This is a genomic window from Nocardioides acrostichi (genome assembly GCF_015319165.1).
GTDB lineage: Bacteria > Actinomycetota > Actinomycetes > Propionibacteriales > Nocardioidaceae > Nocardioides > Nocardioides acrostichi.
This window is the reverse complement of the sequence record NZ_JADIVZ010000009.1, coordinates 35,009-48,120: the sequence shown is the minus strand read 5'-3', so window position 1 is coordinate 48,120 and position 13,112 is coordinate 35,009. Positions and strand designations below refer to the sequence as shown.

Genomic DNA, 13,112 nt, shown 5'->3' with positions numbered 1-13,112 from the left:
CATGAGAGAAACCTGAGTGGAATGGACCGGTTCACCCAATCGGGTGAGCTTGACCACCAGGGAGCCTCATGTCCAAGCCATCACGCGCCGCGGTCGTCGCCACCGTCCTCAGCGCAGCCCTCCTCGCCGTCACCGCCAACACCGTCTCGTACGCCGCGGGCGGCAAGAGCGTCCTTCTCGGGAAGACCAACAAGTCCGCCAGCACGACGACGCTGAAGTCCACCAGTACCAAACCGCCGCTCAAGCTGGTCGGTCCGGGCGTGCCGATGAAGGTCGGCAACTCCAAGAGGATCGACAAGCTCAACGCCGACAAGCTCGATGGGTTCGACGCCAGCGACCTCTCGCCGACGACGCTCGTGGACACCGTGGGCGCGCCAGGAGATCCGGCGCCGGAATACTCCTCGGCCGAGACCACCTACGCCCTCACACCGGGGCTCTACCGCGTCGATCTGAACTTCGTGCTCGAGGGGTCGACCGCCGGTGACCCCTACTGCTACGTGTTCCCGACCGACCAGGTTCTCGTGAGCAGCGACTACTCCAACATCCTCGGCACCAGTTCGACGCAGACCTTCTTCCCGGTCTCGATCTCCGGCGTCGTCGAGGTACCGGAGGGCGACTCGCTCACGTTCGGATGCGAGGGATCGAGTGGCTACACGATGCACAGCGCGGGTCGTTTCGCGGTGGAGCCGGTGGCCTCGATCGGCGCGATCGCACCGGCGTCCATCCGGGCCGATCAGTCCTCCGGGAGGCCGATCGCCCGGTAGCAGTAGGCCCACGGACGTCCGATGCGGGGTCCGGGCAGGTAGCGCTGCTCGGACTCGCGCACGGTGAACCCGCCGGCGCACAGCAGGGCCAGAGGGTCGCGGGTCAGATGACAGCCGCCCGCGACCCGGCGCTCGATCGGGTCCAGCCGGTGCTGCCAGCGCGCCACGCCGGCGTCGGGGGAGAGGCCGTGCTCGAGCACGTGGAACGCGCCACCGGGGCGCAGGACGCGGCGTAGCTCCGCGACGGCGAGCGTCGGGTCGGGGATGGTGCACAGCGAGAACGTGCAGAGCACCGCGTCGTAGGAGTCGTCGTCGGCCGCGAGATCTCGACCGTCGAGGCCGATGCGATCGATGCGCAGCGCGGTGTCGGTGCGTGCCGCGACAGAGCGCTCCCAACCGACCTCCGAGGGCTCGACGGCATCCAGCGACGTCACGTCGGCGGGGAGGAACGGGAGGTTCAGCCCGCTGCCGAAGCCGATCTCGAGCACCCGGCCGGAGAGGCCGGCGCACGTCTGCGCACGGAGCTTCTTGATCTGACCCGACCCGAGGGCGACCTCGACCAGTCGGGGCACGACGCGTCGCTCCCACCACGACGTCTCCAGGGCCGACATCTCCGTGGCCGACATCTCCATGGCCGGCACTCTAGGGTGCGGACCGCGTCGGCGCCCCCGCGTAGGCTCGTGGCATGAGCGTTCGACGGGTGATGGGCTCCGAGGTGGAGTACGGCATCTCGGTGCAGGGTCAACCCCAGGCGAACCCGATGGTGGCGTCCTCGCTGGTGGTGAACGCCTACGCCTCGGCCACGGTGAGGGCCCGCCGGGCGCGGTGGGACTTCGAGGAGGAGTTCCCGCTGCGCGACGCGCGCGGCTTCGACATGTCGCGCCAGGTGGCCGACCCCACCCAGCTCACCGACGAGGATCTCGGCCTGGCGAACGCCATCCTCACCAACGGTGCCCGGCTCTACGTCGATCACGCGCACCCCGAGTTCTCCACCCCCGAGGTCACCACGCCCCTCGACGCCGTGCGCTGGGACAAGGCGGGGGAGCAGGTCATGCTCGACGCCCAGCGCCGGGCAGCGACGCTGCCCAACGGCCAGCCGATCCTCCTCTACAAGAACAACACCGACGGCAAGGGTGCCTCCTACGGGGCACACGAGAACTACTTGATGCGACGCTCCACGCCCTTCGCCGACATCGTCAAGCACCTCACGCCGTTCTTCGTCAGCCGGCAGGTCGTGTGTGGCGCCGGTCGGGTCGGCATCGGCCAGGACGGCCGCGACTCCGGCTTCCAGCTCTCCCAGCGCGCCGACTTCTTCGAGGTCGAGGTCGGCCTCGAGACCACGCTCAAACGGCCGATCATCAACACCCGCGACGAACCGCACGCCGACCCCGAGAAGTACCGACGCCTGCACGTCATCATCGGGGACGCCAACCTCGCGGAGGTCTCCAGCTACCTCAAGCTGGGCACCACGAGCCTGGTGCTGGCGATGATCGAGGACCGCTTCCTCACCCGCGACCTCAGCGTCGAGGGCCCGGTCTCCGCGCTGCGCGCCGTGTCGCACGACCCGTCTCTGCAGCACACGGTGACGCTGCGCGACGGCCGCACCCTCACCGCCGTCCAACTCCAGATGGAGTACCTCGACCTGGCACGCAAGTACGTCGAGGACCGCTACGGCGCCGATGCCGACGACCAGACCCGTGACGTCCTGGCGCGCTGGGAGTCGGTACTCGATCGGCTCGAGCGCGACCCGATGTCGCTGTCGGCCGAGCTCGACTGGGTCGCCAAGCTGAAGCTGCTCGAGCAGTACCGCGACCGCGACGGGCTGGAGTGGGACGACGCGAAGCTCGCGCTCATCGACCTTCAGTACTCCGACATCCGGCCCGAGAAGGGGCTCTACCACCGGCTGGTGCGAGCGGGGCGCATCGAGCGGCTGCTCGACGACGCCCTCGTGGAGTCGGCCATGCACGACCCGCCCACCGACACCCGCGCCTACTTCCGGGGGCGCTGTCTGGAGAAGTATCCCGACGCCGTCGCGGCGGCCTCGTGGGACTCCGTCATCCTCGACCTCCCCGGGCGCGAGTCGCTCCAGCGGATCCCCACGCTCGACCCCCTACGCGGGTCGCAGGCGCATGTGGGTGCGCTGCTCGACCGCTGTGAGAACGCCGAGCAGATGTTCACGGCCCTGACCCGCTGACCTCGTGGGTCGAGGGGGATAGGGTCGAGGCATGGCACAGGAGCAGAAGCAGCCGAAGCGATCCTCGGAGACGGAGGAGACCGTCGAGGCCGCGCCCGAGACCGATGTCGCCGAGCGCAAGGAGGCGCTCGACTCCGACGTCGACGACATCCTCGACGAGATCGACGATGTGTTGGAGGCGAACGCCGAGGACTTCGTGAAGTCCTTCATCCAGAAGGGCGGCCAGTGACCGGAGAACTCACCGGCCATGGGCGGCTACCGGCCGCGTTTCTGTCCCCGGGCACGTCGTCGTTCACCGAGTTCCTGAGCCGAGAGGCCCCCGACCTGCTGCCGGCCGGCCGTGCCCTGCCGCCGGGCCAGGCAGGTGACCTCGCCCCGCACGGCACCACCATCGTGGCCCTCGCCTTCCCGGGCGGTGTGCTGCTGGGGGGAGACCGCCGCGCCACGATGGGCAACCTCATCGCCTCACGTGACATCGAGAAGGTCTTCTCGACCGACGAGTACTCCGCGGCCGGCATCGCGGGCACGGCGGGCCTCGCCGTCGAGATGGTGCGCCTCTTCCGCGTCGAGCTCGAGCACTACGAGAAGATCGAAGGCAGTCCACTCAGCCTCGACGGCAAGGCGAACCGGCTCTCGGCCCTCATCCGCGGCAACCTGGGCATGGCCATGCAGGGCCTGGCCGTCGTGCCTCTGTTCGTCGGCTACGACCTCGCGCACGCGGGCGGTCGGATCTTCTCCTACGACGTCACCGGTGGCCGTTACGAAGAGACGGGCTACCACGCCGTCGGGTCGGGCTCACTGTTCGCGCGCGGGTCGCTGAAGAAGCTCTACCGCCCCGACCTCGACGAGACCGGCGCCGCCATGGTGGCGCTTCAGGCGCTCTACGATGCCGCCGACGACGACTCCGCGACCGGCGGCCCCGACCTGACGCGCCGGATCTTCCCGATCCTGCACGTCATCACCGCCGAGGGCGGCCACACCCTGGCCGACGACATCGTCTCGGACCTGGCCGACCAGGTCATCGCCGGTCGCATGGGTCGCCCCGATGGACCGGTCGCCCCACTCGCCGTCCGAGGTGGGGCCGACAGCGAAGGAGGCGCCTCGTGAGCACCCCGTTCTACGTCTCGCCCGAGCAGTTGATGAAGGACCGCGCCGACTTCGCGCGCAAGGGCATCGCCCGCGGGCGCTCGGTGGTCGTGGTCCAGTACGCCGACGGCGTCCTCTTCGCCTCCGAGAACCCCTCGCAGGCGTTGCACAAGGTCTCCGAGATCTACGACCGCATCGCCTTCGCCGCCGTGGGTCGCTACAACGAGTTCGAGAACCTACGCATCGCCGGGGTCCGCTTGGCCGACATGCGCGGCTATTCCTACGACCGGCGCGACGTCACCGGCCGTGGCCTGGCCAACGCCTACGCCCAGACCCTCGGCACCATCTTCTCCTCAGGTGGTGAGAAGCCCTACGAGGTCGAGCTGTTCGTGGCCGAGGTCGGCGACGACGCGACCGGTGACCAGATCTACCGCCTCACCTACGACGGCCAGGTCGCCGACGAGCACGGGTACGCCGTCATGGGTGGCGCCACCGAAACCGTGACCGGCTACCTCGCCGAGCGCTACGAAGACGGCCTCGACCTCGACGCCGCTCTCCGGCTCGCGGTCGCCGCGCTCGGGCACTCCGACTCCGACGACCGGGTCATCGCCCCCGGCGACCTCGAGGTCGCCGTCCTCGATCGCACCCGGAGCCGACAGCGCAAGTTCAGCCGTCTCGCCGAGGCGCGCCTGGTCGCGATCCTGGGGGCGACGCCCCCGACGCCCCCGGCATCGGCCGAGCCGTCCGCCGCTCCCGCATCTCCCGACGACGACCCGCCGATCGCGCCGCCGGTGAGCTGATCCCCTGGCCCCCGGCGGGGCGGGGCGTGGCGTGGCATCGTTTGGTCCCAAACGTGAGCAAAATCGAGCGCCGGGTTGCAGTTACCGCCCAAACGTGGGGCGGGTTGTCCACAGATGCCGACCGGGCACTGGCAGGAGATCGCCTCGAAGGACAGGCTCGGGTCATGGACGAATCCGATCCGGCAACCGTGCCAGAGGCGCTGCGTGGTCACTTCCGATTGGCGACGCTCGATCGAGTCTCGTGGGGTCTCTTCCTGCCGCGACGCGACGGGTTGTCCGAACTCGAAGCATGGCATCGAGAGCTGATCGCACTCCGCGAGGTCATGCCGAAGCACGCCGTGTTCACGCACGTGACCGGGGCTCGACTTCGCGGCTGGCGACTGCCGCGCCTTCAGGGCACGGTGCCCGTGTTCGCGGCCGTGCGGGAGGGTGATCGGAGCCCGCGTCGACACGGCCTGATCTGTTCGCGACTTCGTCGCGATCCGCCCCACCTCAAGGGCGTGGTAGCGCGACCTACCCTTGACGACGACGGGCTGCCCCGACCCGGTCTCCTCGAGACCGACGCCCCAGCCGAGATCCTCCTGCGGGCTGCGCGAGACCTCGGCACCCTCGATCTGGTCATCATGATCGACAGTGCTCGCCGGCTCGGCGACCTCGAGCCGGGCGACCTGGACGCCGTGCTCGGATCCGGTCGGCCCGGCGTCAACCTCCTGCGTGGAGCCTGGCAACTGTCGGACCCTCGCACCGAATCGGTCCCTGAGTCACTGCTGCACTGCTTCCTCCGGTGCCTGGGGGTAAAGGTCGAGCCCCAGGTTGCGTTGGCCGACGAGGACGGCGTTCAGTTCGGCCGCGGCGACTTCGGAGTCGAGGGAACATCACTGGTCTATGAGTACGACGGCGCCGAGCATCGCACTGCCCGCAGACAGACCGCCGACCTGAGGCGGGAGCGCCGGATGGGCGCAAACTACATCCGCAAGGCGTGGACCTTGGATGAACTTCTGAATCATCCGGCCGTTGTCGCGCACGAGATCGACCGTGATCTCGGTCGCCCGCACCGGCCCGACGACGTCCGCGCCTGGAAGCATCTCGTCGACAACTCTCAGTACGGTGAGATCGGTCGTCGCAGGACGATGAATCGGTGGTGGCGGAACTCGGGGCTCGACGATTGGTCGAGAACTGCATGACCCGGGCCTGATTTTACCGTCGTTTGGGATCAAACGGCGTGGTCGACAGCGGCCCCAACCCACCCGCGACCCCGTAGGCTCAACCCATGGACCGGCGCATCATGGGGATCGAGAACGAGTACGGAGTGACGTGCACGTTCAAGGGGCAGCGCCGGTTGAGCCCCGATGAGGTGGCGCGCTACCTGTTCCGCAAGGTGGTGAGCTGGGGGCGCAGCAGCAACGTGTTCCTGCGCAACGGGGCACGGCTCTACCTCGATGTCGGCAGCCACCCCGAGTACGCGACCCCGGAGTGCGACGACGTCGTCGATCTGGTGGCGCACGACAAGGCGGGCGAACGGGTGCTCGAGGGCCTCTTGCTCGACGCCGAGCAGCGGCTGCACGACGAGGGCATCGCGGGCGAGATCTACCTGTTCAAGAACAACACCGACTCCGCCGGCAACTCCTACGGGTGCCACGAGAACTACCTGGTCGGTCGCGGGGGAGAGTTCAGCCGGCTGGCCGACGTGCTCATCCCGTTCCTGGTGACGAGGCAGATCGTCGTCGGTGCCGGCAAGATCACCCAGACGCCGCGGGGTGCGGGGTTCAGCGTCAGCCAGCGCGCCGAGCACATCTGGGAGGGTGTGAGCAGCGCGACCACACGCAGCCGCCCGATCATCAATACGCGCGACGAACCGCACGCCGACGCCGAGAAGTACCGCCGTCTGCACGTGATCGTGGGCGATTCCAACATGTCCGAGACCACGACCATGCTCAAGGTCGCCTCGTGCGACCTGGTGCTGCGCATGATCGAGGAGGGCGTGGTCATGCGCGACCTCACGCTGGAGAACCCGATCCGCGCGATCCGGGAGATCTCCCACGACGTCTCCGGACGCCGCAAGGTGCGGTTGGCGAACGGGCGCGAGGCGAGCGCCCTGGAGATCCAGGGGGAGTACCTGGGCAAGGCACGCGACTTCGTCGATCGGCGTGGCATCTCGACGCCGGTGATCGAGCGCACCCTCGACCTCTGGGAGCGTGGCCTGAAGGCGGTCGAGTCGGACGACCTGGGACTGGTCGACACCGAGATCGACTGGGTCATCAAGTGGAAGCTCATCGAGGCCTACCGCGCCAAGCACGGCCTGCCCCTGGGGCACGCCCGCGTCGCCCAGCTCGACCTCGCCTACCACGACATCCACCGCGGCCGCGGGCTCTACTACCTGCTCGAGAAGCGGGGCAAGGTCGCCAGGGCGACGACGGACCTGAAGATCTTCGAGGCCAAGTCCGTGCCTCCTCAGTCGACCCGGGCGCGTCTGCGCGGCGAGTTCATCCGCCGGGCCCAGGAGCGCCGACGCGACTTCACCGTCGACTGGGTGCACCTGAAGCTGAACGACCAGGCCCAGCGCACCGTGCTGTGCAAGGATCCCTTCCGCGCCCACGACGAGCGTGTCCAGCGCCTCATCGACGGCATGTGACTCGGTGCGTTATAGGGTTCCGCGCGTGACGCCTCGACACCCTCGCCGCGCCCTCGCCCTCCTGGCGGCCCCGTTGCTGCTGGCCACCGGACTCGCCGGGTGCGGCGGCTCCGACGACGCCGAGAGCTCGGCCGCGATCGGCGGCGCGACGGTCACCGGTGAGGTGGGAGTGGTCCCGAAGGTCGACTGGGGCAAGGACTTCACGGCCTCCGAGGACGTCGAGAGCACCACGCTCGTGCCCGGTTCCGGGCCCGAGGTCACCAAGGACAGCGACGTCATGGTCCAGTACTGGATCGGCAACGGCTACACGCAGGAGAAGGCGATCAGCACCTACGGCGAGAAGCCGGAGGTGCTCGACCTCTCCAGCAGCGAGGTTCCCGAGGCTCTCACCAAGCCGCTGATGGGCGTCAAGGTGGGCAGTCGCGTGGCGGCCACGGTGACTGCCGACGCGCTCTTCGGCGACGTCGGCAACGCCCAGCTGGGGATCAGCAACCACGACCCGCTGCTCATGGTCTTCGATGTGCTCGGCCCCTACGAGGTGGGCGTCCCGTTCTCCGAGGAGGGCACCGGTTTCGCTCCCGACCTCGTGCTGGACGACGACGGCAACCCCACGGCCATGCGCTTCAAGGGGCGCCCCGCCCCGACCGGCAAGCTCCAGGTCGACACCCTCGTCAACGGTGGCGGCGAGAAGGTGCAGGCCGGCGACTTCGTGGAGGTGAACTATGTCGGTGAGGTGTACGCCAAGCCGAAGCCGTTCGACTCCAGCTTCGACAGCCAGCCGCTGGTCGCCTCGCTCGCGCAGGGCGGCGTGATCCAGGGCTGGGTCAAGGGGCTGGTGGGCCAGACCGTCGGCAGCCGCGTCTGGCTCGCGATCCCGCCGTCGCTCGGCTACGGCGCGCAGGGCAACTCCGACGCCAAGATCAAGGGCACCGACACGATCTACTTCGTCATCGACATCCTGGGCCGGGCGCCCCAGGCGGCTGCGGACGACGCCACAGAGCCCTCGGGGTCCGCCAGCCCCACGGAGTGACGCATGGCCCTGCCCAAGAGCGAGCGGCTGATGAACCTGCTCATCATGCTCCTCGTGCAGCGCCACTACGCGCCCAAGCACCGCATCCGTGAGGTGCTCTACCCAGAGACCTCCGACGAGGCCTTCGAGCGGATGTTCGACCGCGACAAGGAGGAGCTGCGCAGCCTCGGTGTGCCCATCGAGGTCGGTCAGATGGATGCCTACTTCGACGACGAGCCCGGCTACCGGATCAGCGCCGAACAACTCCAGTTGCCCGAGATCGAGCTGACCGCCGACGAAGCGGCCGTCATCGGCCTCGCGACGCGCGTCTGGCAGCACCAGGCACTGGCCGAGGCCACGAGCGGCGCCGTCCGCAAGCTCGGGGCGCTCGGGGTCGACGTCGACACCTCGGCGCTCGACACCGTCGTGCAGCCGCGGCTGAGCGCCGACGAGCCGGCCTTCGGTGTGATCTGGGAGGCGATCACGCAGCGTCGCGCCGTGGTCTTCGACTACCGCCGTTCCGGTTCGGCCGAGGTGACCACACGTCATCTCCAGCCCTGGGGCGTCGGGCGCTACGCCGGCCGCTGGTACGTCACCGGCCTCGACACCGACCGCGGTGAGGAGCGGGTCTTCCGGCTCTCCCGCATCCAGGGCGAGGCCCGGGCCGTGGGCCGGCCCGGCGTCTACACCGTGCCGCCGGACACCGACGTCTCGGCGTTGGTGCGCCGTCTGGCGCCCGAGCCCGTGCGCGAGGAGGCGGTGCTGCTCGTGAGGCGTGGGGCCGGCCACAGCCTGCGGCGCTCCGCCGACCGCACCGAGAAGGGCGTCGCCGGCCCCGACGGCACCGCGACCTGGGACCGCGTGCACCTGACCCGGACATCCCAGGGCCTCGACGACGAAGTGCTCGCCCACGGAGTCGATGTCGTCGTCGAGGCGCCGGCCGACCTTCGTGCGCGGGTCGTGAGACGGCTGGAGGCCTACGTAGGGGAGTCCGGGTGAGCGGCCAGTCCGGCGCGGGCGCGCAGGTCGGCCGCCTGTTGGCCCTGGTGCCCTACCTCTACTCTCGAGACCGGGTGCGGCTGGCCGACGCCGCGGACCACCTCGGCACCACGCCCAAGCAGGTGCTCGCCGACCTGCGCGTGCTGTTTCTCTGTGGCCTGCCGGGCGGCTACCCCGACGATCTCATCGACGTCGACCTCGACGGTCTCGCCGACGACGAGGGGAGGGCCGACGACGACGGCGTCGTGAGCGTGTCGAACGCCGACTATCTGGCTCGACCCCTGCGGCTGAACCCCACCGAGGCCACGGCCATCGTCGTCGCGCTGCGGGCGCTGCGCGCGGGAGCGGATGCCGATACGCTCCCCGTGCTCGATCGTGCCCTGGCGAAGGTCGAGGGCGCCGCCGCCGAGGGCTCCGCCGCCGCGCAGGTCGACCCCGGTCTCGAGGGTCCGGACGTCGACGAGGCACGGCTCGAGGCTCGGCTGCGGCAAGCCGTCGAGGCGGGCCGTCAGGTGCGCCTGACCTACTTCGTGCCGACCCGCGACGAGGAGTCCGAGCGGGTCGTCGACCCTCGCGGGCTCTCCCGCACGGGCGGCGCCCTCTACCTCGACGCCTACTGCCACCGGGCCGAGGCGCCGAGGCTGTTCCGACTCGACCGGATCCGCCGCGCCGAGGTGCTGGACACGCCCGTGCGAAGTGAGCCGTCGCACCCGAGAGATCTCTCCGAGGGCGCACTCGTCTCGGCCGACGACGCGGTCGCGGTCACCCTTCGGATCGAGCCCGCGGCGGCCTGGATCGTCGACTACTACGCCGTCGACGACGTCCGCCCGGCCCGCGACGGGGCCGCCGACGGCGTGCTCGAGGTCGACCTGCGGGTCGCCGACGCGCGGTGGCTGACGCGGTTCCTGCTGCGCCTGGCGCCCGCCGCCCGGGTCCTTGGTCCCCTGGGGTTCACAGAAGATTCCCAGGCGGCTGCCTCAGCAACGCTCCTTCACTACCGATCCTGACGACGTACAGTGAGGTGTGGAACTCCCTGGGGTAACCCGCGGAGCATCACCGTGAACCCATTGAGAAGGTTGTGACCCATGATCCCCATGCTGGAGATGCCCGGCGCCCCCGAGCTCATCCTCATCCTGGTCGTCGTCGTGTTCCTCTTCGGCGCCGCCAAGCTGCCCGACCTGGCGCGAGGCACCGGTCAGGCCCTGCGTATCTTCAAGGCCGAGACCAAGGGCCTCATGGACGACGAGTCGGAGAAGGAGAAGGGCTCGAAGAAGTCCTCCACCGCGCCGGCCGCCGAGCTCCCCGCCCAGCGCACCGAGGAGACAACGCAGGCCGAGCGGGACACCGACCAGCAGCACGGCTGAGCCGCACGACGCAGGATCCGACCCGCCCATGGCCATCTCAGGAGTCGTCCGACTCTTCGTCATCAGGCCGGTGCACCCCGTGGGTGCCGACGGCAAGATGGCGCTCTCCGACCACCTACGAGAGCTCCGGGCGCGCATCCTCAAGGTTCTCCTCGCGGTCTCCGTAGCGTTCGTCGTCGCGCTGTTCTTCTTCGAACAGCTCTACGACCTGGTCTACGGTCCCTACCAGCAAGCGGTCGAGGCGTTGCCCGACCAACAGACCATCGCCTCCACCAGTGGGGCCGGCGGCGGTCTCATGCTGTACCTGAAGCTCTGCGGCTTCGCGGCCCTGATCGGCACCAGTCCCATCTGGCTCTACCAGATCTGGGCCTTCATCCTGCCCGGGTTGCACGCCAACGAACGCAAGTGGTCGCGCATCTTCATGGGCATCGCGACACCACTCTTCGTGGCCGGCCTCGCGCTCGGCTACTTCACGCTCCCCAAGGGGCTCGAGATCCTCATCGGGTTCAACCCCAAGGGCATCACGAACATCGTGGAGTTCTCCGAGTACCTGCAGTTCTTCACTCGCACGCTGCTGATGTTCGGGATCGCCTTCGAGATCCCGCTCTTCGTCGTGCTGCTCAACCTGGCCGGTGTGGTCTCGGGGAGGCAGCTGGGGCAGTACCGATCCTGGATCATCGTCTTCGTGTTCGTCTTCGCCGCCGTGGCCACGCCGTCGACGGACCCCTTCACCATGTGCTTCATGGCCATCCCGATGGTCCTCTTGTTCATCGTCGCCGAGGGCATCGCACGCTGGAACGACAAGCGCCGCGCCCGCAAGCGGCCCAACGCCGGCCTCTCGCCCGACGAGATCTCGCCCCTCTGAGACCCTGCCTGTGACCAGCGCCGCGCGGCGCCGGTAGGTTCGCCTCCGTGAGCGACGACGTTCCCGCCCTCGTCGAGGTCGACCCGTTCGACCTGCCCGACTGGCTGGGCACGAGCGACGTCGTGTGGACGGCGGACACCGGGTTGCGCACGGGTCACCGGGTCACGGGGTCGCTCCAGGCCTCCGACCCGGCCCGCGTACCCGAAGCCGGGGTGCAGCCGTGCGACCTGCTCGCGGTCGACGAGGCCCACCCCGTGCCCGTGGCCCCCGAGGGGGTGCGGACGCGCACGCACCTCTCGTGGCGACTCGGCCAGGTGCTGCTCGTCGCCCGCGACGAGCCCGCGGCGCGGCTGACCCTCGCCGTGCCCGGCTCCTCGTTCAGCGCCGACCTGGTGCTCGACGCGGTGGCCCGCCTGGCCCGGGCCGTGGGCGGGTCGCCCGAGCGCTACACCGTGGCGCTGCGTATCGGAGAGCACTGAAGGGGGTGCGTTGACGATGGCAGGCTCCGAAGAGAGGCGCGTTCTGCGTGAGGTCGCGTTGCTGACGAACCCGACGGCGGGGAAGGGCCGAGGTGCCCGCGCCCGCGCCGAGGCCATGGCCGTGCTGAGCCGGGCCGGAGTCACCGTCCGCGATCTCGTCGGACGCGACCGCATGGAGGCGGAGTCCCTCGCACGCGCCGCTGTGGCCGGCGGTGTCGATGCTCTCGTCGTCGTGGGTGGCGACGGCATGGTGCACCTCGGCGCCCAGGTGGTCGCCGGCACCGCGACCCCGCTCGGTGTGGTGCCTGCCGGCACCGGCAACGACGTCGCCCGCTACGTCGACCTCTCTCGCACCGACGCGGCCGCGGCCACGCGGCGACTGCTCACCGGGGAGGTCCGCGAGATCGACCTGGCGGTCAGCGAGGGCCGCTACTACGCCACCGTGCTGTGCGCGGGGTTCGACGCCGCCGTCAACGAGCGTGCGAACCACATGACCTGGCCGCGTGGGCAGATGCGCTACAACCTGGCCACGCTCGCCGAGCTGCGCACCTTCTCACCGCTCGACTACGTGCTCGACCTCGACGGCACCGAGCTGCGCGTGACGGCGCTGATGGTCTCCGTGGGCAACGGCCCCTCCTTCGGGGGCGGGCTGCGCATCACCGAGGGAGCCGAGCTCGACGACGGGCTGCTCGACGTGGTCATCATCAAGCCGCTGAGCCGTCTGGAGCTCGTGCGCACCTATCCCAAGCTGTTCTCCGGCACCCACACCACCCATCCGCAGTACGAGCACCACCGGGTGCGGCAGGTGCGCATCGAGGCGAGCGGGGTGGTCAGCTATGCCGACGGCGAACGCTTCGGCCCGCTGCCCCTCACCGTCGAGGCCGCACCCCGCGCGCTGCGCCTGCTGTGTTGATGCGCCC

Annotated in this window: 15 protein-coding genes; 14 read left to right on the top strand and 1 reads right to left on the bottom strand. The window is 69.6% G+C overall.

What is annotated here, in order from left to right; all coding sequences use genetic code 11:
• Positions 1-68: 68 nt before the first annotated feature.
• A complete protein-coding gene (locus ISG29_RS15400; protein WP_194504339.1) occupies positions 69-764 on the top strand; it encodes a hypothetical protein in 696 nt (231 codons plus the stop codon).
• Here ISG29_RS15400 and ISG29_RS15395 read toward each other — a convergent pair.
• The gene (locus ISG29_RS15395; protein ID WP_235960037.1) at positions 734-1,396 is read right to left on the bottom strand and encodes a class I SAM-dependent methyltransferase; all 663 of its coding nucleotides are present in this window, start codon (positions 1,394-1,396) and stop codon (positions 734-736) included. The genes ISG29_RS15400 and ISG29_RS15395 overlap by 31 nt on opposite strands.
• Positions 1,397-1,449: 53 nt before the next feature.
• Here ISG29_RS15395 and dop point away from each other — a divergent pair, with 53 nt between their 5' ends.
• The 13 genes from dop (at position 1,450) to ISG29_RS15330 (ending at position 13,105) form a co-directional block, all read left to right on the top strand.
• Positions 1,450-2,958 (top strand): depupylase/deamidase Dop, encoded by a 1,509-nt coding sequence (gene dop / locus ISG29_RS15390; protein ID WP_194504338.1) that lies wholly within the window; start codon positions 1,450-1,452, stop codon positions 2,956-2,958.
• 31 nt (positions 2,959-2,989) lie between these two features.
• The gene (locus ISG29_RS15385) at positions 2,990-3,187 is read left to right on the top strand and encodes a ubiquitin-like protein Pup (protein ID WP_194504337.1); all 198 of its coding nucleotides are present in this window, start codon (positions 2,990-2,992) and stop codon (positions 3,185-3,187) included.
• On the top strand, positions 3,184-4,065 hold the full coding sequence (gene prcB, locus ISG29_RS15380) for a proteasome subunit beta (protein WP_194504336.1): 882 nt from the start codon (positions 3,184-3,186) through the stop codon (positions 4,063-4,065). Before ISG29_RS15385 ends, prcB begins: the two co-directional genes overlap by 4 nt.
• Positions 4,062-4,844 carry a proteasome subunit alpha gene (gene prcA, locus ISG29_RS15375; RefSeq protein ID WP_194504335.1) on the top strand — a complete coding sequence of 261 codons (783 nt, stop codon included), beginning with the start codon at positions 4,062-4,064 and terminating at the stop codon, positions 4,842-4,844. The genes prcB and prcA overlap by 4 nt, the downstream gene beginning before the upstream one ends.
• 164 nt (positions 4,845-5,008) lie before the next feature.
• The gene (locus ISG29_RS15370) at positions 5,009-6,028 is read left to right on the top strand and encodes a hypothetical protein (RefSeq protein WP_194504334.1); all 1,020 of its coding nucleotides are present in this window, start codon (positions 5,009-5,011) and stop codon (positions 6,026-6,028) included.
• An 86-nt stretch (positions 6,029-6,114) separates the two neighbouring features.
• Positions 6,115-7,476 (top strand): Pup--protein ligase, encoded by a 1,362-nt coding sequence (gene pafA, locus ISG29_RS15365; RefSeq protein WP_194504333.1) that lies wholly within the window; start codon positions 6,115-6,117, stop codon positions 7,474-7,476.
• Positions 7,477-7,501: 25 nt separating this feature from the next.
• Positions 7,502-8,506 (top strand): FKBP-type peptidyl-prolyl cis-trans isomerase, encoded by a 1,005-nt coding sequence (locus tag ISG29_RS21740; protein ID WP_194504332.1) that lies wholly within the window; start codon positions 7,502-7,504, stop codon positions 8,504-8,506.
• 3 nt (positions 8,507-8,509) lie between these two features.
• Positions 8,510-9,484: a helix-turn-helix transcriptional regulator gene (locus tag ISG29_RS15355; protein ID WP_194504331.1), complete on the top strand. Its 975-nt coding sequence runs from the start codon at positions 8,510-8,512 to the stop codon at positions 9,482-9,484.
• On the top strand, positions 9,481-10,491 hold the full coding sequence (locus ISG29_RS15350; RefSeq protein ID WP_194504330.1) for a helix-turn-helix transcriptional regulator: 1,011 nt from the start codon (positions 9,481-9,483) through the stop codon (positions 10,489-10,491). The genes ISG29_RS15355 and ISG29_RS15350 overlap by 4 nt, the downstream gene beginning before the upstream one ends.
• 78 nt (positions 10,492-10,569) lie before the next feature.
• Positions 10,570-10,848, top strand: coding sequence for a Sec-independent protein translocase subunit TatA (tatA, locus tag ISG29_RS15345; RefSeq protein ID WP_235960034.1), 279 nt, complete (start codon positions 10,570-10,572; stop codon positions 10,846-10,848).
• Positions 10,849-10,876: 28 nt separating this feature from the next.
• A complete protein-coding gene (gene tatC, locus ISG29_RS15340; protein ID WP_194504329.1) occupies positions 10,877-11,713 on the top strand; it encodes a twin-arginine translocase subunit TatC in 837 nt (278 codons plus the stop codon).
• A gap of 47 nt (positions 11,714-11,760) precedes the next feature.
• The gene (locus tag ISG29_RS15335; RefSeq protein WP_194504328.1) at positions 11,761-12,192 is read left to right on the top strand and encodes a hypothetical protein; all 432 of its coding nucleotides are present in this window, start codon (positions 11,761-11,763) and stop codon (positions 12,190-12,192) included.
• A gap of 16 nt (positions 12,193-12,208) precedes the next feature.
• Positions 12,209-13,105, top strand: a complete 897-nt coding sequence (locus ISG29_RS15330; protein ID WP_194504327.1) for a diacylglycerol/lipid kinase family protein — start codon at positions 12,209-12,211, stop codon at positions 13,103-13,105.
• Positions 13,106-13,112 lie beyond the last annotated feature (7 nt).